Annotated in this window: 15 protein-coding genes and 1 pseudogene; 9 read left to right on the forward strand and 7 right to left on the reverse strand. The window is 66.2% G+C overall.

Going from position 1 to position 18,618, the window contains the following annotated elements; genetic code table 11:
- Positions 1-20 precede the first annotated feature (20 nt).
- Positions 21-1,301, reverse strand: coding sequence for a serine hydrolase domain-containing protein (locus tag CI805_RS00070; protein WP_260928001.1), 1,281 nt, complete (start codon positions 1,299-1,301; stop codon positions 21-23).
- Between the two features lie 23 nt (positions 1,302-1,324).
- A complete protein-coding gene (locus CI805_RS00075; RefSeq protein ID WP_260924826.1) occupies positions 1,325-2,419 on the reverse strand; it encodes an A/G-specific adenine glycosylase in 1,095 nt (364 codons plus the stop codon).
- A gap of 29 nt (positions 2,420-2,448) precedes the next feature.
- Between CI805_RS00075 and CI805_RS00080 the strand changes: the two genes are divergently transcribed.
- The 4 genes from CI805_RS00080 to smc all read left to right on the forward strand — a co-directional run bounded on the left by CI805_RS00080 (position 2,449) and on the right by smc (position 8,127).
- The gene (locus CI805_RS00080) at positions 2,449-3,048 is read left to right on the forward strand and encodes a DUF721 domain-containing protein (protein WP_260924828.1); all 600 of its coding nucleotides are present in this window, start codon (positions 2,449-2,451) and stop codon (positions 3,046-3,048) included.
- Positions 3,048-3,791: a DsbA family protein gene (locus CI805_RS00085; protein ID WP_260924830.1), complete on the forward strand. Its 744-nt coding sequence runs from the start codon at positions 3,048-3,050 to the stop codon at positions 3,789-3,791. Before CI805_RS00080 ends, CI805_RS00085 begins: the two co-directional genes overlap by 1 nt.
- Positions 3,792-3,893: 102 nt before the next feature.
- Positions 3,894-4,649: a DsbA family protein gene (locus tag CI805_RS00090; protein ID WP_260924832.1), complete on the forward strand. Its 756-nt coding sequence runs from the start codon at positions 3,894-3,896 to the stop codon at positions 4,647-4,649.
- A gap of 40 nt (positions 4,650-4,689) precedes the next feature.
- A complete protein-coding gene (gene smc, locus CI805_RS00095) occupies positions 4,690-8,127 on the forward strand; it encodes a chromosome segregation protein SMC (protein WP_260924842.1) in 3,438 nt (1,145 codons plus the stop codon).
- A gap of 331 nt (positions 8,128-8,458) precedes the next feature.
- Here smc and CI805_RS00100 read toward each other — a convergent pair whose 3' ends face one another.
- Genes CI805_RS00100 through lgt form a run of 4 tightly spaced genes read right to left on the reverse strand, consistent with a single transcriptional unit; the run spans position 8,459 to position 11,690 of the window.
- On the reverse strand, positions 8,459-8,974 hold the full coding sequence (locus CI805_RS00100) for a DUF2306 domain-containing protein (RefSeq protein ID WP_260924843.1): 516 nt from the start codon (positions 8,972-8,974) through the stop codon (positions 8,459-8,461).
- The gene (locus CI805_RS00105) at positions 8,971-9,669 is read right to left on the reverse strand and encodes a TMEM175 family protein (RefSeq protein WP_260924845.1); all 699 of its coding nucleotides are present in this window, start codon (positions 9,667-9,669) and stop codon (positions 8,971-8,973) included. The genes CI805_RS00100 and CI805_RS00105 overlap by 4 nt, the downstream gene beginning before the upstream one ends.
- A gap of 3 nt (positions 9,670-9,672) precedes the next feature.
- Complete coding sequence (locus tag CI805_RS00110) at positions 9,673-10,779, reverse strand: class I SAM-dependent methyltransferase (RefSeq protein ID WP_260924847.1); 1,107 nt, start codon at positions 10,777-10,779, stop codon at positions 9,673-9,675.
- Positions 10,776-11,690: a prolipoprotein diacylglyceryl transferase gene (gene lgt, locus CI805_RS00115; protein ID WP_260924848.1), complete on the reverse strand. Its 915-nt coding sequence runs from the start codon at positions 11,688-11,690 to the stop codon at positions 10,776-10,778. Before lgt ends, CI805_RS00110 begins: the two co-directional genes overlap by 4 nt.
- Before the next feature lie 202 nt (positions 11,691-11,892).
- On the opposite strand from lgt, the pseudogene CI805_RS00120 reads away from it, so the two are divergent.
- The 5 genes and pseudogenes from CI805_RS00120 (at position 11,893) to CI805_RS00140 (ending at position 17,537) form a co-directional block, all read left to right on the forward strand.
- Positions 11,893-14,639, forward strand: a pseudogene (locus CI805_RS00120) ([protein-PII] uridylyltransferase).
- Between the two features lie 307 nt (positions 14,640-14,946).
- A complete protein-coding gene (locus CI805_RS00125) occupies positions 14,947-15,357 on the forward strand; it encodes a patatin-like phospholipase family protein (RefSeq protein WP_260924850.1) in 411 nt (136 codons plus the stop codon).
- Positions 15,318-16,103, forward strand: a complete 786-nt coding sequence (locus tag CI805_RS00130; protein ID WP_260924852.1) for a DUF3734 domain-containing protein — start codon at positions 15,318-15,320, stop codon at positions 16,101-16,103. Before CI805_RS00125 ends, CI805_RS00130 begins: the two co-directional genes overlap by 40 nt.
- A 43-nt stretch (positions 16,104-16,146) precedes the next feature.
- Entirely contained in the window at positions 16,147-16,929 is a 783-nt protein-coding gene (locus tag CI805_RS00135; protein ID WP_260924854.1) for a 3-hydroxybutyrate dehydrogenase, read from the forward strand.
- A gap of 59 nt (positions 16,930-16,988) precedes the next feature.
- A complete protein-coding gene (locus tag CI805_RS00140) occupies positions 16,989-17,537 on the forward strand; it encodes a pseudouridine synthase (protein ID WP_260924856.1) in 549 nt (182 codons plus the stop codon).
- Positions 17,538-17,651: 114 nt separating this feature from the next.
- Here CI805_RS00140 and CI805_RS00145 read toward each other — a convergent pair whose 3' ends face one another.
- Positions 17,652-18,440 (reverse strand): hypothetical protein, encoded by a 789-nt coding sequence (locus CI805_RS00145; protein ID WP_260924858.1) that lies wholly within the window; start codon positions 18,438-18,440, stop codon positions 17,652-17,654.
- Positions 18,441-18,618: the final 178 nt, after the last annotated feature.

Below are 18,618 nucleotides of genomic sequence, written 5' to 3' on the forward strand. Positions count from 1 at the left end.
AAGCGGGGGAAGCGACACGATCAGGAAGTCTCCAGAATAGCCATGATATCGGCCTTGAGGGCGCGCTGGAACTCGGGCAGCAGGCCAAGCGCGTTGGGGGGCATGAACTGGGCGAACAGCTGCGAGCGATAGCCGTGAACCATGTCGACCATGGCCACCGTCCCGGCAGCGCCCGACCAGCCGAAGATCCCGGCCTCAGCCCCGAGGCCGACGCGGCCACCGGCGCCGAAGCCGCTGCGGGGCGCGCCATCGATCACCGGTAACGGAACACCGGGCGGAAGCAGGTTCGACGTGCCGACCCGAACCGCCTGCTCGGACAGAATACGGCGCCCGTCGAGCATGCCGCCCTGTGCCAGCAGACGCAGGAACCGGTCGTAATCGCGCGGGGAGGAAACGAGGCCCGATCCACCGAACGGGAACGCGGGCGCGCTCAGGAACACCGAAGTCTCGCCCGGATCGATCGGCACCAGATGCCCCGCGACGACGCCATAGTTCGTCGTCAGCCGATGTGCATCGCGCGGCGACACCTGAAACGACGTGCTCGCCATCCCTGCGGGCGCGAACAGGCGCTCGCGCAGGAAAGCATCGAAGCGCTGGCCCGTCACCACCTCGATCACCCGGCCCATCAGGTCGAGCCCCATCGAATAGTGCCATGCCGTGCCCGGATCGGCGACCAGCGGCACTTTCGCCAGCCTTTGCGCGAAAGCCTCCAGTCCCGGAACCGGCGTGCCCCAGTCGAGCCCCGGCAGGCTGATCCGCGTCACCTGCCCCGGCACCAGTCCTTGCCGCCGCATCAGCGCCGCGATCGGCCCCTTCTGAACGATCGAATAACCAAGGCCCGAGGTATGCGTCAGCAATTGCCGGATGGTGATCGCGCGCGGCGCCGGATGCAGCGCGGTGATCGAGCCGTCGTACTGGTTCTGCACCTGCATCTGCGCATATTCGGGCAGGATTTCCGCCAGAGGCTGGTCGAGGCCGAGCCTGCCTTCCGCGATCAACTGCATCGCCATGATGCCGGTGATCGGCTTGGTCATCGAATAGATGCGGAACAGGCTGTCGGCACTCATCGGCGTGCCATCGGTGAAGGCCTGCATGCCGCGCGCGACGAACTGTGTGGGCTGCCCCGGCAGGCCGAGCGAGGCGACAAGGCCGGGAAAATGCCCCGTCCCGACCCAGCGCGCAACCACGGCCTCGACATGCGCCATACGGTCAGGCTGCGCAGCGGCCAGCGCAAGGCGCGGCAGCAGCGCAGCGCCGATCCCTGCGCTCGCCGCCATGCGCAGGAACAGCCGCCGGTCCATCGCCGCGCCGAGGCGTTCAGCGTTCACGTAAGACCCAGCCTTGCCGCACGGGCGAACAGTGTGGGCAGTCCCGCCTCGTCGATCCGGGCAAGCGGCCACCACTCGCCATCAATGTCACGCGCCATCTGTTCCAGCGGCGCATCGGCACCAAGCCAACCCGAAACGCCCAGCTCCAGCGTGAAGTGGGTAAAGACGTGCTCAACCCGGCCCAGCGGCTCCCAAGCCCCGGCTAACGGCGGCTCTGCGTGCCCATCGCCTTTCGCGCTCCAGCCATCGTCGGGCAGCGCGCGCATCCCGCCGAGCATGCCCTTGCCTTCGCGTCGCACGGTGAGGACATGCGGCTCGCCCCCGATCTCGCGCTCGATCCAAAACGCCCGGCCCTGTCGGCGCGGCTTGGCTTTCTTCGGCGCCTTGACAGGAAACCGCTCCGGCTCCCCGGACATCCGCCCCGCGCAGTCGGCAGAGATCGGACAGAGCAAACAGCGCGGGTTGCGCGAGGTGCAGACCGTCGCGCCAAGATCCATCATCGCCTGCGCAAAATCGCCCGCGCGCGCATCGGGCGTGATCCGGTCCGCCAGTTCGCGGATGCGCGGCCTCGCCCCCGGCAAGGCGTCCTCCAGCGCGAACAGCCGGGCGACCACCCGCTCGACATTGGCGTCGACCACTACTGCGCGCTGCCCGAAGGCAATCGCCGCGACAGCCGCCGCCGTATAGGCCCCCAATCCCGGCAGCGCGCGCAGTTCCTCTTCGGTCGAAGGGAACACGCCGCCTCGTGCAGAGACTTCGCGCGCACAGGCCAGCAGGTTGCGCGCACGGGCATAGTAGCCAAGGCCCGCCCAGGCCGCCATGACATCGGCGTCCGGCGCAGCTGCGAGGTCCATCACGCTCGGCCAGCGTTCGATGAAGGCGGCGAAATAGGCCTTTACCGCCGCCACCGTCGTCTGCTGGAGCATGACTTCGGACAACCACACGCGATAGGGCTCGCTCGGCGGCGTTCCGGGCGGTGCCCGCCAGGGCAACTGCCGCGCATGAACGTCGTACCAGGCCAGCAGATCGCGTGCGACTGCAACGTGTGGTGGATCGTTTGCAAGCAGGGCCGTTTCGGAACTGGAGTCCATCGCGCCGCTATGGCATTGGAACGCGGACAATGGAACGCCAAGGCTCGACATCTCCGGGAAAATCCGCCCCCGAAAAGGCGCAAGGGTCCAAGGCTGAAAAGGCCAAGGGCGAGAAAGCTGCCGTCGCGCCCAAGCGCTTCGAGCGGGCGCGCGGCGGCCCTGCACGGGCGATCTCCGACCTTATGCCCGAAGTCGGTCGCACGGCATTTCGCCGTTTCGGCTTCGTGCAGTCCAGCGTGGTCTCGCGCTGGCCCGAGATCGTCGGTGCCCGTCATGCGCGCATCTGCTCGCCCGAATCGATCCGCTTCCCGCCCGGCGAAAAGAGCGAGGGCATCCTCCAGCTGGTGGTCGTGCCGGCCCATGCCACGATCATCCAGCACGTGATTCCCGAGATCGTCGAGAGGGTAAACCGGTTCTTCGGGTACAATGCCGTGGCGAAAGTGAAGATCCGGCAAGGCGCGGTTAAGGCACCGCCTGCTTCACCGCCCAAGGGGGCGCCGCCATCACTCAAGCCCGTGCCGTTCGAACTTGGCGAGTCGCTGCGCGACATCGGCGATCCCGAACTGCGCGCGGTCCTCGAATCGCTTGCCCGCAGCATGAGTGCCAGGGACGGACAGGAGACCAAGTAATGTTCAAGCATACCGCCGCGCTTGTCGGCCTGTCCGCCGCGCTGCTGATCGGCACGGCAGGCAGCACCGCCCTTTCCGCCGCCGCCCCCAAAAAGGCCGCAGTCTCGGCAGGCCGCAACTGGTCGCTGGTCGAAAGCGCCAATCCCGACGGCACGATCACCGTCGGCAATCCCAATGCGCCGGTGAAGATGACCGAATACGTCAGCTATACCTGCCCGCATTGCGCCGAATTCCACAAGGACTCGACCGCCGCGCTCCAGCAGTCGGCCATCCCCAAGGGCCAGATCCAGGTGACGGTCAGCTCCTTGCTGCGCAACCCCATCGACCTTGCCGTCTCGCTGCTGGTGGCCTGCGGCGATCCGCGCCAGATGTGGACCCGCCACAATGCCTTCATGGCCACGCAGGATGTGTGGATCGCCAAGGCCGAGATGTTCACGCGCGATCAGCAGCAGCGCTGGTTCACCGGCGCTGTGCCTGACCGCATGAAAGCGATCACCACCGACTTCGGCTTCTATGCGACGGTCAAGCCCTGGGGCATCAGCCAGGCGCAGGCCGACCAGTGCCTGTCCAGCAAAGCGGCGATCGACAAGCTGATGGGCCTGCAGAAGGTCGCCGAACAGGTCGGCGTTCCCGGCACCCCCAGCTTCGTCATTGATGGCAAGCTGGCGGAAGAGCACGACTGGCCCACGCTCCAGAAGGACCTGCTTGGCCGTATCGCCGCCCACCGCAGCAGCATGTCCTGATCCCGCACCCCATTCTGGCGCAGCTATCGTCGCGACGACCGTGCTTGCCTGCGCCCTGCTTCCTCCGCTAGCCTGCCCTTTCCAGCAAAGGATCTCCTGTCGATGACCCGCATCCGCGCTCTTGCGCTTGGCCTTCTGGCCGCCCCGCTCGCCCTCGGTCTCGCCGCCTGCGGCTCCGGCTCCTCCAGCGATGGCCCGACCGCCAGCGCCACCGCAGTCGCCAAGGTCGCCCCGCCGACCGGTGAACAGTGGTCCGACGTGATCTCGAAGACGCCCGAGGGCGGCTATCGCATGGGCAACCCGAACGCCCCGATCAAGCTGATCGAATACGGCGCGCTCAGCTGCTCGCACTGCGCCAAGCTGGCGGACGACGGCTTCGCCACGCTGCGCAACACCTATATCGACAGCGGCCGCGTCAGCTACGAACTGCGCTATTTCATGCTGAACGCCTTCGACATTCCGGCAGCCCTGCTTGCCACCTGCGGCTCGACCGAGACGGTGATCCCGCTGTCCGAGCAGTTCTGGGCCTGGCAGCCCAACATGTTCCAGAACATCCAGGCCGCTGGCGACGCCAAGCTGAAGGAACTGCAGAACATGCCGCCGCCACAGCAGATCCCGGCTGTCGCCCAGCTTTCTGGCATGACCGACTTCTTCGCTGCACGCGGCATCTCGAAGGCGCAGGCCCAGACCTGCCTTGCCGATACGGCCAAGGCCAAGGCGCTCAGCGACATGACCGAGCAGGCGACCAAGCAGTACAACGTAGAAGGCACGCCCACCTTCATTCTCAACGGCTCGTCGATCGGGTCGATGGAGTGGGGCGAGCTGGAAACCAAGCTGCAAGAGGCCGGTGCGCGCTGATCCGCGCAAGCTAATCCTCTGATCAGCTGATACCCTCTCGATGCGCATCCGGCGTCTTCGGCTCAGTGGCTTCAAGAGCTTCGTCGAGCCTGCCGAACTGCGCATCGAGCCGGGGCTGACCGGCGTCGTCGGCCCCAACGGCTGCGGCAAGTCCAACCTCCTCGAAGCGATCCGCTGGGTCATGGGCGAAAGCTCGGCCAAGTCGATGCGCGGCGGCGGCATGGAGGACGTGATCTTCGCAGGGACGGCCAGCCGCCCGCCCCGCGCTTTCGCCGAAGTCGTGCTGGTGGGCGATACGGCCCTTCGCGAAGACGGCACCCGCGACGAACTCGAAGTCATCCGCCGGATCGAGCGCGGCGCGGGCAGCGCCTATCGCATCAACGGGCGCGACGTGCGCGCCAAGGACGTCGCGCTCACCTTTGCCGATGCCGCAACCGGCGCACATTCGCCCGCGCTCGTCAGCCAGGGCCGCATCGCCGCCGTGATCGCCGCCAAGCCTGCCGAACGCCGCGCCATGCTGGAAGAGGCCGCCGGCATCGCCGGGCTTCACGTCCGTCGCAAGGATGCCGAGAGCAAGCTCAAGGCCACCGAAACCAACCTCGCCCGGCTCGACGACATCATGGCCGGGCTCGACAGGCAGGTCGGCGCCTTGCGACGGCAGGCCCGCGCGGCGGAGCGCTATCGTGCCCTTTCCGACCAGATCCGGGTGGCCGAAGCGCGCGTGCTGTTCGCCCGCTGGCGCGACGCGGCAGAGGCCGCCGAAGCGGCGAAAAAGCAGGCGCTCGCCTGTGAAACCTCGGTCGCAGCGGCGCAGACCGCCACCGCGCAGGCGCAGACCGAACAGGCCGAAACTGCGGCGGCGCTGGCCAAGGCACGCGATATCCTCACCGACCGGCGCGACGATGCCAATGCACAAGGGCACCGCCTCGCCACGCTGACCGGGCAGCTCGACGCGGCGGAACAGCGCCTGAAAGACCTCGAGCGCCAGCGCATGCGCCTCGAATCCGACCGGGGCGACGCCGACCGGCTGACCCGCGATGCCGCAGAGGCCCTCGCCCGGCTGGAGAAGGACGTGGCCGAGGGCGAAGTGCGCCTCCAGACCGAAGAAACGCAACGTCCGCGCCTTGCCAACGCGCTGGAAGGGGCCGAACGGTCGGCACGAACCGCCGAGTTGGACCTCGCGCAGGCGACCGCCGCGCAGGCGGGTATCGAGGCGGAATGGCGCATCGTCGAGGCCGAGATCCGGCAAGCCCAGACCGCACGCGATCGGCTGAATGCCGAGGTTTCCCGGATTGAGGCGCAGACGTCCGCCCATGCGGCTGCGGGCGACCTCGCGGCTGCCGTGAAGCAGGCGCAGGCCCACGTAGAGAACGCTGCGGCGATCCTGAAGGCGGCGCGGGGAAACCTTGAAAAGGCCAACGAATCCAAGGCCTCCTTGCAGGTCGAGCGCGATGGTGCAGCTTCCGCGCTGGCGACGGCGCGCGCCGATCTGACCGGTGTCGAGCGCGAACATGCCGGCCTGCTGCGCGACCGCGAGGCGCGTGCGCGCGGCGCCAAAGCCGCGCACGGGATGACCCCCGCCATCGAGGCGATGCGTGCGGAACCCGGCTACGAACGCGCACTCGCCGCCGTGCTCGGGCGCGATGCGCGCGCGCCGCTGGGGCGCGATCCGGGCAGCGACGGACGCTACTGGACCGGCGCGGAAGCCCCGGCGCAAGTCCCTGAAAACCTGTCGCTTCACGTCCCCGAATGCCCGCCCGAACTGCGCGCACGACTGGCGCTGGTCCATGTTGTCGAGGCCGATGATGGCCGCCTTCTGGCCCCCGGCGAATGGCTGGTGACGCGCGAGGGCGTGCTGCGGCGGTGGGACGGTTTCGTCGCGCGTGGCGAAGGCGGGGCCGAAGCTGCGCGGCTTGAGGCGGACAATCGCTTTGCCCAGCTCGACGCGCAGATGCCCCCGCTCAAGGATGCGTTGAAACAGGCAGAGACGGCACAGAACGCGACACAAACCCGGTTGAGCGCACTTCAGGCCGAGATTATCGCGCTCGAACGCACGCTGGGCGAAGCGGCGGCCGACGAGCGCGCCGCCTTGCGCGCCGTCGATCACGCCGAGGACGCCGCACGCCGTCACGAAGCTCGCCGCGTCGAGATCGAGGCGGCCCGTGCCGACCTGTCACAACGCCTTGAAGCCGCGCAGGACGAACTCGCGGTCGCCGAAACCAAACGCACCGGCCTGCCCGATCCCGAAGTCGGTCGGGCAAGCCTTGCCGAGGCCCGTCAGCGCAACGAGGCCATGCGGCAGGGCATGATCACCGCCACTGCCGCGCTTGCCGCCCACGATCAGGGCCTTGCCGTCTCGCGCGAGCGGATCGCCTCGCAGCGCGGCGATATCAAGGGCTGGCAGGCGCGCGCGGGCGATGCAGCGCAGCGGCTTGCCAAGATGGCGGGCCGTCTGGAGGAGATCGAGGCCGAGCACGCGGTCAATGCCGGGCGCCCCGATGCGCTGCTGGCGCAGATCGAGCAGGCCGAGACCATCCGCCAGCGCCTTGCCGCCGAGCTTGCGCAAGCCGACGCTGCGCTGGAGGCCGCGACACAGGCCGCCAGGCAGGCCGATACCGCGCTTGCCACCACCACCGAAGCGCTGGCCTCTGCCCGCGAAGCACGCGCCGGGGCCACCGCCCGTGCCGAGGCGGAAGACGCGCGGCGGCTCGACATCAACCGCACCTGCGCCGAGCGCTTCCAGTGCCCGCCCCCGGTCCTGCCCGAACGCCACGGCTTCGCCTGGGGCGATGTCGGCACAGTATCTGCCGAGAGCGCCGCGATGGAGCGGCTGACGGGAGAGCGCGAGAAGATCGGCCCGGTCAACCTCGTCGCCGCCGACGAACTGGTCGAAGCCGAGGCGCGGCTCGGAACCAGCGTCACCGAGAAGGCCGAACTGGTCGAGGCCGTCAATCGCCTGCGCGGCTCGATCGGCAAGCTCAACCGCGAGGGGCGCGAGCGTCTGCGCGCGGCCTTCGAGGCGGTGGACGGCCACTTCCGCCGCCTGTTCACGCAGTTATTCCAGGGCGGACAGGCGCACCTTGCCCTCGTCGATTCGGACGATCCGCTGGAGGCGGGCCTCGAAATCTTCGCCCAGCCGCCGGGCAAGCGCCTGCAATCGCTGACGCTGCTGTCGGGCGGGGAGCAGGCGCTGACGGCGGTGGCGCTGATCTTCGGCCTGTTCCTGACCAACCCCGCGCCGATCTGCGTTCTCGACGAGGTCGACGCCCCACTCGACGATGCCAATATCGAACGCTTCTGCGACCTGCTCGAAGCGATGACGCGCGAGACCGAAACGCGCTATCTGGTCGTCACCCACAACGCCGTGACGATGAGCCGCATGCACCGCCTGTTCGGCGTGACGATGGTGGAACAAGGCGTCTCCCGCCTCGTCAGCGTGGACCTTGTGGGCGCGGAGGAACTGCTGGGGGTGGCGTGAGGGAAGGTGGCGGTCAGGCGCCCGAATTGGCCGTTCCGATCGGTCGACCGGCATTCTCTCCGTTTCGTCATTCCCGCGAAGGCGGGAATCCAGTGGCAACCTCATGATAAAGGACACTTTGGCGCCCGCCGTCTATAGCCTCACATCGGCACGCAAAGGCTCGTTCGGCATCGAACTCGTCCCCCTGATCCGGACGTGAAACCCCACATGGTGCAGCACCCCAGCGATTTCCGCTGCGCTGACTGGATTCCCGCCTTCGCGGGAATGACGAAGCATTTGATACTGCGAGCAACTTTACGCGACAAACTCCAATCCGGACATGCCGCCTCACCTACCCGAACAGCCACATGCCCAGCAGGCGGTGGAACGGGAAGGTGAAGAACCCGGCGACCAGCAGCGCGCCGATGATCAGGCCACGCACGGTGCGACGGTGGCGGGCGACGTTGTGACTGCGGGCGGCGAGGATCAGCGAGGGGACCAGCACGATCACCAGCACCGACAGGATATGGATCAGGCTGAACCGGCTGTTCGCGCCGTGGACGAACAGGCTGACCAGCGCGGTACCGAACATCGCCGCGCACCAGACATAGCCCAGCCGGCGGTGCAGCCGGGTGCCACGCCGCTGCCACATCAGCACCGGGGTAAGCCCCAGCGCGAGGCAGATCGTGCCCAGATGCGCCCAGACGAGGCGGGGGATCAGGCTCCACTGCGGCGCGCCCTTGGCGACGGCCACGGCGACCACCACGAGCATCGCCAGCGACAGCACGCCCAGCGCGCGCTCCAGCCGGTCTGGCACGGTGCTGCGGAGCGGGGTTGGCGAAACGGTATCGACGGGAAGCGTGCTCATGCCGATGCCTCCCCGTTCGCTGTCAGACGCCGGAAGGCGAGCCGCCAGAGCGGCAGGGTCAGCATCCCGGCCTGGCTGATCGTGGGCACCACGAAAGCGAGTGCGACGCTCAGGACGGCGGCAACGATAACGGCAGGCGATCCGGCCCCGCCTTGATCCCCACTCGCCTCGAGCACGGCAAGGCCAAGCTGCTTCACGCGCAGCATCAGGAACCATGTCGCGATGCCTGCCGCCAGCAGGTTCAGGTTGTAGCATAGCGCGGGCACGAAGCTGTTGTGCCCCGCCGCGACGAAGGCGGTGGTGAAGGGCATCGTCGCGATAGTGAACAGACAAGCGAGGTTGGGCCAGAGCAGCCCTTGCGCGAAGTGGCTGACCCGGCTGAATATCTGGTGATGGCCGATCCAGAACCGCCCGATGACCAGAAAGCTCAGCAGGAACGCCAGCAGGCTGGGCACCAGTCCGGCAAGGTCATGCCAGTAGGCGCTGGCGCCCGCCCCTTCGGGCAGGTGCGGCACCTCGATCTCCAGCACCAGCAGGGTGATGGCGATGGCGAAGACCGCATCGGAAAAGAACACCACCCGTTCCAGCGCGAATCCCGCCCCGCCGCTGTGCGGGGTGGGATTCTGCGACGTCAGGACGTCTACCGGTAGGGAGGCGGCGGGAGAGGCGTCAAAAGCCCCGGCCTGCGGCCCCATCCCCTAGAAACCGGCTCCATCCGGCCACTGCGGCGCGGCTATCCCCATGACCTTGAACAATGCCCCCATTTGTCCCTCCTCGATCAGCCTGTCGCGGGCTGTCTCCAGCGAGACTATATGCGCCGGGGCTTTCGCCGCAAGGGCTGCCGTGCGCGCCTCAATGCCGAGCGCGCGCAGGAAGTGTCCCTGCGTGACCGTGCCCAGCCACTTGCCCTCGCGCGAGAGGACGGCGCGGGACAGCGCCTCGAAGTCGACATGGGCGGTGAGGTCCGCCTCGCCGGGATTGACGAAGGGATCGACCTTGCGATGCGCGCGCACCGCCTGCAGGGTCGAGCCGGTGCGGGTATGGGCGTGGCCGTAGTCGATCAGCAGCGCGCAGCCGCCCTGCGCGTTGAGCCGCCCGGCCAGCTCGTAGACGATGCCGGTGGCGGGCGGGCAGGTCTCGACGATGGTGCCTTCGGGCGCCTCGCGCAGTTCGACAGGCACGGCAAGGTCCATCGGCTTTTCGCCCGCGATGGGCAGGAAGCCCTGGCCATCCTCGGCCCCATTGTCGGCAAGCCCGACCATGCGCTCACGCCAGCCCTCGGCCATGCGCGCGAACTGGCGGATCGGCAGGGCATCGAGGAATTCGTTGCCGACGACCAGCAGCGCGCCGTGATGGGGAATGCTGTCGAGATCGCCATGCCAGCGCGCGTGCGGCACCGCTTCGAGCTGCACCGCCTTGAGCGCGGCGGAACCCTCGACGAAGTGGACCTGCGGGGTCAGGCCATAGCGCGCCATCACCCGCAGCGCATCGCGCGCCAGCGTGCCGCGACCGGGGCCAAGCTCGACGTAGTGGACCGGCTCCGGCTTGCCTGCGCGAATCCACATGTCGGCCAGCCACAGCCCGATCAGTTCGCCGAACATCTGGCTGATTTCGGGCGCGGTGACGAAATCGCCCTCGCTTCCGAGCGGGTCTTTCGCGGTGTAATAGCGGGCGTTCGATTCGCCGAAATAGTGCTGGATCGTGATCGGGCCGTAATTGGCGATCAGGCGGCGGAATATGACGGAGAGCGATTCGCCCTCCGGTGCTCCATCGCCGCCGTTCCCGATGCCCCCCGGCTCGCTCATGCGGTGTGCGGCTCGGCCCTGGGCTCCAGGGTCTGGCCCAAGCCGATTGCGGGACGCGAGAGCGACCAGACGATCATGCCCACGCCCACCAGGAACAGCGGGATCGTCAGCCACTGGCCCATCGACAGGCCGGTGCGCTCGGCAAAGGTGAGCAGCTGCGCGTCGGGCTCGCGGAAGAACTCGACGGTGAAGCGCGCGACCGAGATGCCGGCGGTGAACACGCCGACCAGCAGCGCCGGACGATAGCGCGCGCGGGTCTTCCAGAACACGGTGAGCATGATGATGATCATCGTCAGACCCTCAAGCCCGGCCTCGTAAAGCTGGCTCGGGTGACGCGGCAGCGGGCCGCCGTCAGGGAAGACCATTTCCCACGGCACATAGCTGGTGACGACGCGGCCCCACAGCTCACCATTCACGAAGTTGGCAAGGCGGCCGAACATCATACCGAACGGCACGCAGACGGCGATGTAATCGGCCACGCGGATGAAGTTCAGCTTGTTCTTCCACGACACCCAGCTGATCGCCAGCAGCACGCCGATCACGCCGCCGTGGAAGCTCATGCCGCCGTGCCACAGCGAAACAAGGTCCTTGGGGTGCGCCCAGAGGCTGGGAATGCCGGTATTGCCGCCGGTGTAGAAGGTCGCATAACCCAGCCGTCCGCCCAGGATGATACCCAGCGTGCAGTAGAAGAACAGGTCGTCGGCATGGCGCTGCGCCAGCGGGGCACCGGGCGCCTTGATCATGCGCGAGAGGTGCCAGTAGCCCAGCAGGATGCCCGCCAGATAGGCGAGCGAGTAGAACCGCAGGGTGAAGACCCCCAGATCGATCCCCTTTTTGAGGCCAAGGTCGGCCCAGTAGATCGGCTGGTGGACCTCGGCAGCTGCGGAGGCAAGGATGGGGAGCAGGGACAAGGACGCGGCCTCTTCTTGGCTTGGCTTATTGGCTTGGCTGGGACACCACGGAGCGACAGGCCCCTGTGGCGACACATCTTGCCGCGCCTTCTGGCATAGGCGCAGGCGCGATGGTAGCGGGGAATTCACCTTTGCGCGCTAAGGCGTTCGCACAGGCTTCCCCGCTTCCCTCGCCCGCCAAGGATCACTAGATAGCCGCTGCATGAGCGTCATCCGCATCCCCTCTCCCCGCGCCGTGATCGACCGTCGCGATCTGGTCGAGCGCATCGCCGCGATCGTCGAGACGCATGGCACGACCGGCGGCGGCGCCCGCGAGGCGCGGCGCCTGATCGTCGACCTGCTGCGCGAGGGGCTGGAGAACGGCCGCGCCGAGATCGCCCGGCGGCTGGTGGAGAAGCCCTCGGCCGGGCACGAGATCGCCGAGGCGCAGGCCTATCTGGTCGACCAGCTGCTGCGCATCATCCACGATCACGTCACCGTGAACGTCTACCCGGCGGCCAACCGCACCAAGGGCGAGCGCCTGACGATCGTGGCCGTGGGCGGCTACGGGCGCGGCGAGATGGCGCCGCATTCGGATGTCGATCTCGCCTTCGTCACCCCGATCAAGCAGACCCACTGGTGCGAGCAGGTGATCGAGGCGATGCTCTATTTCCTGTGGGATCTGGGGCTGAAGGTCGGCCATTCCAGCCGCTCGCTGGACGACATGGTGCGCATGTCGAAGTCGGACCTCACCATCCGTACGGCCATGCTCGAAGGCCGCTATGTCTGGGGCGATCAGGACCTTTACGAGGAGATGCGCGCGCGCTTCTGGCGCGACGTGGTGGCCGGGACCGAGCGGCAGTTCGTCTCCGAAAAGCTGGCCGAGCGCGAGGAACGGCACAAGCGCATGGGCGACACGCGCTATGTCGTCGAGCCCAACGTGAAGGAGGGCAAGGGCGGCCTGCGCGATCTGCACACGCTCTACTGGATCGGCAAGTACATCCACAAGGTGCGCGATCCCAGCGAACTGGTCGATGCAGGCCTGCTCACGCGCAAGGAATACCACGCCTTCCGCCGCGCCGAGAACTTCTTCTGGGCGGTGCGCTGCCACCTGCACACGATCACCCGCCGCGCCGAGGACCGGCTGACCTTCGACCTCCAGCGCGAGGTCGCCGCACGCATGAAATACACAGACCGCCCCGGCAAGAGCGCGGTCGAGCGGTTCATGCACATGTTCTTCCTGCAGGCGAAGGTCGTCGGCGTGCTGACCGGCGTGTTCCTGGCGCAACTGGACGAGCAGTTCGCCCGCCGCCAGCCGCGCGGGCTACTGGCAGGGTTCCGCGCCAAGGAACGCACGATCAAGGGCTACAAGGTGTTCGGCGGACGCATCCGCGCGCCTTCGGACGACTGGTTCCGCGAAAAGCCGCTGCGCCTGATCGAGATCTACGTGATCGCCGATCGCGAAGGGATGGAAATCCACCCCGAAACGGTGCGCCTGATCGCCCGTGACGCCGCGCTGGTGAAGGACGAGCTGCGCGCCGACCCCAAGGCCAACGCCCTGTTCATGGAATTGCTCACCAGCCGCAACGACCCGAAAAGGCCCTGCGAGCCTTCAACGAGGGCGGCGTGTTCGGGCGCTTCATCACCGAGTTCGGCCGCGTCAACGCGCAGATGCAGTTCGACATGTACCACCACTACACGGTCGACGAGCATACCATCCGCGCCATCGGCCTCGTCTCGCGGATCGAGCGCGGCGACCTGATGCAGGACCACCCGCTGGCCAGCACCATCGTCCACAAGATCCGCTCGCGCCGGGTGCTCTACGTCGCGGTACTGCTCCACGACATCGCCAAGGGCCGTGGCGGCGATCATTCCGAGCTGGGCGCCGAGATCGCGCTGGAGCTGTGCCCGCGCCTCGGCCTCGACGAGGACGAGACCAAGCTGGTCAGCTGGCTGGTGCTCCATCACCTGCTGCTTTCGGCCATGGCCTTCAAGCGCGACCTGTCCGATCCCAAGACGATCACCGATCTTGTCACCGTGGTGCAGACGATCGACCGCCTGCGCCAGCTGACGCTGCTGACCATCGTCGATATCCGCGCGGTCGGCCCCGGCATCTGGAACTCGTGGAAGCGCCAGCTGATCGGCGATCTCTACAACGCCGCCGACCAGCAGTTGCGCCTCGGCCATGCCGAGTTCGGGCGCGAGCACCGCGTACTGGCCAAGAAAGCCTCGGTGATGGCGCTGGCGCCGGAGCAGGCCTCGCTGGTCGAGACCATCGGCCCGGACCTGCTCGACAGCTACTGGGTGGCCGAGAGCGAGGACGTGATCGTCAAGAACCTCGCCCAGATCGAGGCGACCGGCAGCGAACCGCTCTCGATCTGGACCGAATACTATCCGGCGCGCGGTGCCACGCTCGTCACCGTGATCGCCTCGGACCATCCGGGACTGTTCTACCGCATTGCCGGCGGCATTCACCTTGCGGGCGGCAACGTGATCGACGCGCGCATCCACACGATGCGCACGGGCCGCGCGGTCGACAATTTCCTCGTGCAGGACCCGCTCGGGCGCCCGTTCCGCGAGGAAGGCCAGCTCGAACGCCTGCGCATCTCGATCGAGAACGCGCTCGCCAACCGGGTCAAGATCCTGCCCCAGTTGGTCGCCAAGCCCGAAGTGCGCCCGCGCGCCGACGCTTTCGAGGTGCGCCCCAGCGTGCTGGTGGACAACAAGGCCTCCAACCGCTTCAGCGTGGTGGAAGTGAGCGCGCGAGACCGCCCTGCCCTGCTCAACCGCCTGGCCCACGGCCTGTTCGAGCAGCGCCTGATGGTCCACTCCGCCCATATCGCCACCTATGGCGAACAGGCGGTGGATACCTTCTACGTCACCGACCTGCTGGGCGGAAAGCTGACCTCGGGCAGCCGCATCAAGGCGCTGGAGCGCCGTCTGGCGGAGGCGGCGGTCGAGGTTTCCTGAGCCCCACACGGCCCACCCCGCTGCGACTAGGTTCGCTGCGCTCTCCAAGTCTCGCTTCCCCTCCCGCAGGCGGGAGGGGAAATTGTCGGGCATTCCTTTGCCCTCCCGCCTGCGGGAGGGCCGCGAGACTTGTCGCCCGCAAGGGCGCTAGTCGCAGCGGGGTGGACCAGCGCCACACCTCCCCCAACACATGCGGATGCAAACTTTCGCAAGCGCTGTGCGAAGACTTGCAAGCAACCCGTTCCCGGCCCATGTGTTACCCGTGTGCTGCGTCGCAACATCGGCGCCTGTTCGCGGGAGTCGGACTATGCCGGACGCCAAAAAGCCAGAAGCCCAAAAATCGGACGCCGGGAAATCGAGCCACACCACGCTCGTTCTGCAGGGCGGCGGCGCGCTGGGTGCCTATCAGGCGGGCGTCTACGAGGCGCTGGCAGCAGCGGATCTTCGGCCTGATTGGATCGCGGGCATTTCCATCGGCGCGGTCAACGCCGCGATCATCGCGGGCAACGCGGTGGGCGAGCGCGTCAAGCACTTGCGCAAGTTCTGGGGCCTCGTCTCCAGCGAACTGCAATACGAACTCGACGAACCCGCCGGTTTCGCCCGCCGCCTGTTCAACCAGGCCTCGGCCAACATGGTCGCCAGCTTCGGCGTGCCCGGCTTCTTCAACCCCGCGTGCCGATGCCCCTGCCCGACTGGCCCGAGGATTTCTCGCGCCTGAGCTACTACGACACCACCCCCTTACGCGACACGCTGCTCAAAGTCGTCGATTTCGACCGGCTGAACAGCGGCGAGACCCGGTTCTCCGTCGGCGCGGTCAACGTGCTGACCGGCAACTTCGCCTATTTCGACAATCGCCAGCGCACCATCGTGCCCGAACATATCATGGCGAGCGGCGCGTTGCCGCCGGGATTTCCGCCGATCCAGGTGGACGGGCAGTGGTACTGGGACGGCGGCCTCGTCTCCAACACCCCGCTGCAATACGTGCTCGACAACCGGCCCAGCTGCGACATGACGATCTATCAGGTCGATCTGTTCTCCTCACGCGGGATCGTGCCGACGACCATGGCCGAGGCCGCGCAGCGCGAGAAGGACATCCGCTTCTCCAGCCGCACCCGCATGAACACCGACCTTTCCCGCCAGCTGCAGAAGCTGCGCGCGGCGGCGCGGCGCCTCGAAAAGAAGCTGCCTAACGAACTGGCCGACGATCCCGATCTCAAGACCCTGCTGGCCAATCACGCGGTCGGCCCGGTCTCGATCATGCACCTCATCAACCGCCCCCGCGGCTACGAGACGCATTCCAAGGACTACGAATTCTCGCGCATGACGGTGAAGGAGCACTGGGCCTCGGGCAAGGCCGACGCGCTCCACTCGCTGCACCATCCCGACTGGACCGGACGCGTGCTGCACCCCGACGAAATCGTCACGTTCGATCTGGCCGGAGAGCAACCGCTCGGCGGCCACTGACCCTTACCTTTTCGCTTCTTACAGTAAGAGGAGAGAGCCTGCCATGAAACTTCAGGACAAGGTCTGCATCGTCACCGGCGCCGCCAGCGGTATCGGCAATGCCATCGCGCACAAATATGCGGGCGAAGGCGCCAAAGTGGTCATCGCCGATATCGCACTCGAAGCCGCGCAGAAGGCGGCGGACGATATCAAGGCCAAGTTCGGCACCGAGGCGCTTGCCATCGCCATGGACGTCACCAGCGAGGAGCAGGTGAACGCTGGCGTGCAGAAAGTGGTCGATACCTTCGGCGGGGTGGACGTGCTGGTCTCCAACGCGGGCGTCCAGATCGTCAACCCGGTGGAGAAATACGCGTTTTCCGACTGGAAGAAGATGCTGGCGATCCACCTCGACGGCGCCTTCCTCACCTCCAAGGCCTGCCTGCCGCACATGTATGCCAAGGGCTCGGGCGCGATCCTGTTCATGGGCTCGGTCCATTCCAAGGAGGCCAGCCCGCTCAAGAGCGCCTATGTCACCGCCAAGCACGGGTTGCTGGGCCTCGCCCGCGTTATCGCCAAGGAGGGCGGCAGGAAGGGCGTTCGCACCAACGTGATCTGCCCCGGCTTCGTGCGCACGCCCCTGGTAGACAAGCAGATCCCCGAGCAGGCGAAGGAACTCGGCATCTCCGAGGACGAGGTGATCTCGAAGGTCATGCTGGGCGATACCGTCGATACCGAGTTCACCACGGTGGACGATATCGCCGAAGTCGCGCTGTTCTTCGCCGCCTTCCAGACCAACGCTCTGACCGGCCAGTCACTCGTCGCCAGCCACGGCTGGTATATGAACTGACGCAACCCCCGGTCGGGTTCTTCTTGACCCGAAGCCTGCGATGATCCAGCCGGGCTGTCATGGCCCGGCTGATCCTTTTCAACAAACCCTTCGACGTCCTCAGCCAGTTCACGGACCGGGGCACGCAGACGACGCGGCGCACGCTGTCGGACTTCATCGACGTGCCCGGCGTCTATCCGGCGGGGCGTCTGGACCGCGACAGCGAGGGGCTGATGCTGCTCACCGACGATGGCCGGTTGCAAGCCCGTATCGCCGACCCACGCTACAAGCTGGGCAAGACCTACCTCGCGCAAGTGGAAGGCACGATCGGCGACGAGGCGCTCACCGCGCTCAGCCGCGGCGTCGTGCTGAACGACGGCCCGACACGCCCCGCCAAGGCCATCGCCATCGACGATCCTGCGCTGTGGCCGCGCGATCCCCCGGTGCGTTTCCGCAAGACGGTGCCCGATTCCTGGCTCCAGCTGACGATCCACGAAGGCCGCAACCGCCAGGTCCGCCGCATGACCGCCGCCGTCGGCCACCCCACCCTGCGCCTCGTCCGCAAGGCCATCGGCGAATGGACTTTGGGTGATCTCGCCCCCGGCGAATGGCGGGAAGTGCGGGTTTAGGGGGAGGCGGTTAGGCGCCCAACCGTGCCGTTAGACAGCGGTTTAGGACGCTTTGCAGCAGACATTCAGCAATAGCGCCGTCAATCTGCCCCTTGAAACCACGCAACGATCTAATCAAAACGCCGGGTCTTCATCTCCGGCGCTAGCCCAATCAGTCTCCGTCGAACCAGTCGCACGTGGACGTGCCCAATCATCCCTTGGCGTAGCTTTCTTCGGTGGAGTCAAAGCTTTCGGTGCGTCCATGGGAGCGATCTGCTTGATTTGATCTTCCTCTGCTTTCGCCTCAGCGACCGTATGCATGACATTCGAGAGGAGTTTGTTCATCACATCGTATGAACCCCATACGTCGTTGGGCACCTGCCAGACTGCATATGCGATGAGCGCGACAGTCATCATATTGACGCGCCGCTTTTCAAGTTCTTTTTCCAAAGCATCCAGCTTCTTCAGCAATGCCTCGCGCTTGCCTTCATCCATAGTAGCTTCTTCGATGCAGCGACGGAGACCCGCGATGTACGTCCTGATTTGTTCTTTGGTACGTGGAAGCATGGCAACACTGCCAGATCGATTGCGGGGCGCATTATCGAGAACGATCTGCGTTACATAATGATCAACTTCATGGCGGAAATTAAACCAATCTGCGTCATTGAAATTATGCCGAGCGGGCAACTCAAGAGCTTGGAACTGAACGATATCGAAGCGGGTCGCTGCAGCCAAAATAATATTCATGCAGGAAAAGCGAAGCTCGTTCAGAACCCGCCATTCGTCCTCACTATTCGTGTCGATTTTCTCGCTTTTACCATCTAGCGTTTGCAACACTTTTGAGCAAAACTGCATAAATGCATTCCGGGGATCTTCATCGAGATCATCAATCTCGTCCTGACTGATGAAATTATACACACTCATTAGCCAAGCCCCCGACAGGAAAACAAAACCCTCCCTAAATATGAGCATGAGAAGGAAACTAATCAACAGCTTGCCGGCAAGCTATCCCCGACCTTGTAGTTAATTTTTACCGCGAACGAGTATGGCCAAGCCACGATAAAAAACGATATGGACTGCCCCAAAATCTATCGAAGGCTCG

Source organism: Novosphingobium sp. 9 (assembly GCF_025340265.1).
In the GTDB taxonomy this organism is placed as follows: domain Bacteria; phylum Pseudomonadota; class Alphaproteobacteria; order Sphingomonadales; family Sphingomonadaceae; genus Novosphingobium.

What these genes read in the sequence shown, in the direction of transcription:
- CI805_RS00070 (WP_260928001.1), bottom strand. Translation starts at nt 1,301, where the DNA reads ATGGACCGGCGGCTGTTCCTGCGCATGGCGGCGAGCGCAGGGATCGGC.
- CI805_RS00075 (WP_260924826.1), bottom strand. Translation starts at nt 2,419, where the DNA reads ATGGACTCCAGTTCCGAAACGGCCCTGCTTGCAAACGATCCACCACAC.
- CI805_RS00080 (WP_260924828.1), top strand. Translation starts at nt 2,449, where the DNA reads ATGGAACGCCAAGGCTCGACATCTCCGGGAAAATCCGCCCCCGAAAAG.
- CI805_RS00085 (WP_260924830.1), top strand. Translation starts at nt 3,048, where the DNA reads ATGTTCAAGCATACCGCCGCGCTTGTCGGCCTGTCCGCCGCGCTGCTG.
- CI805_RS00090 (WP_260924832.1), top strand. Translation starts at nt 3,894, where the DNA reads ATGACCCGCATCCGCGCTCTTGCGCTTGGCCTTCTGGCCGCCCCGCTC.
- smc (WP_260924842.1), top strand. Translation starts at nt 4,690, where the DNA reads ATGCGCATCCGGCGTCTTCGGCTCAGTGGCTTCAAGAGCTTCGTCGAG.
- CI805_RS00100 (WP_260924843.1), bottom strand. Translation starts at nt 8,974, where the DNA reads ATGAGCACGCTTCCCGTCGATACCGTTTCGCCAACCCCGCTCCGCAGC.
- CI805_RS00105 (WP_260924845.1), bottom strand. Translation starts at nt 9,669, where the DNA reads ATGGGGCCGCAGGCCGGGGCTTTTGACGCCTCTCCCGCCGCCTCCCTA.
- CI805_RS00110 (WP_260924847.1), bottom strand. Translation starts at nt 10,779, where the DNA reads ATGAGCGAGCCGGGGGGCATCGGGAACGGCGGCGATGGAGCACCGGAG.
- CI805_RS00125 (WP_260924850.1), top strand. Translation starts at nt 14,947, where the DNA reads ATGCCGGACGCCAAAAAGCCAGAAGCCCAAAAATCGGACGCCGGGAAA.
- CI805_RS00130 (WP_260924852.1), top strand. Translation starts at nt 15,318, where the DNA reads ATGCCCCTGCCCGACTGGCCCGAGGATTTCTCGCGCCTGAGCTACTAC.
- CI805_RS00135 (WP_260924854.1), top strand. Translation starts at nt 16,147, where the DNA reads ATGAAACTTCAGGACAAGGTCTGCATCGTCACCGGCGCCGCCAGCGGT.
- CI805_RS00140 (WP_260924856.1), top strand. Translation starts at nt 16,989, where the DNA reads ATGGCCCGGCTGATCCTTTTCAACAAACCCTTCGACGTCCTCAGCCAG.
- CI805_RS00145 (WP_260924858.1), bottom strand. Translation starts at nt 18,440, where the DNA reads ATGAGTGTGTATAATTTCATCAGTCAGGACGAGATTGATGATCTCGAT.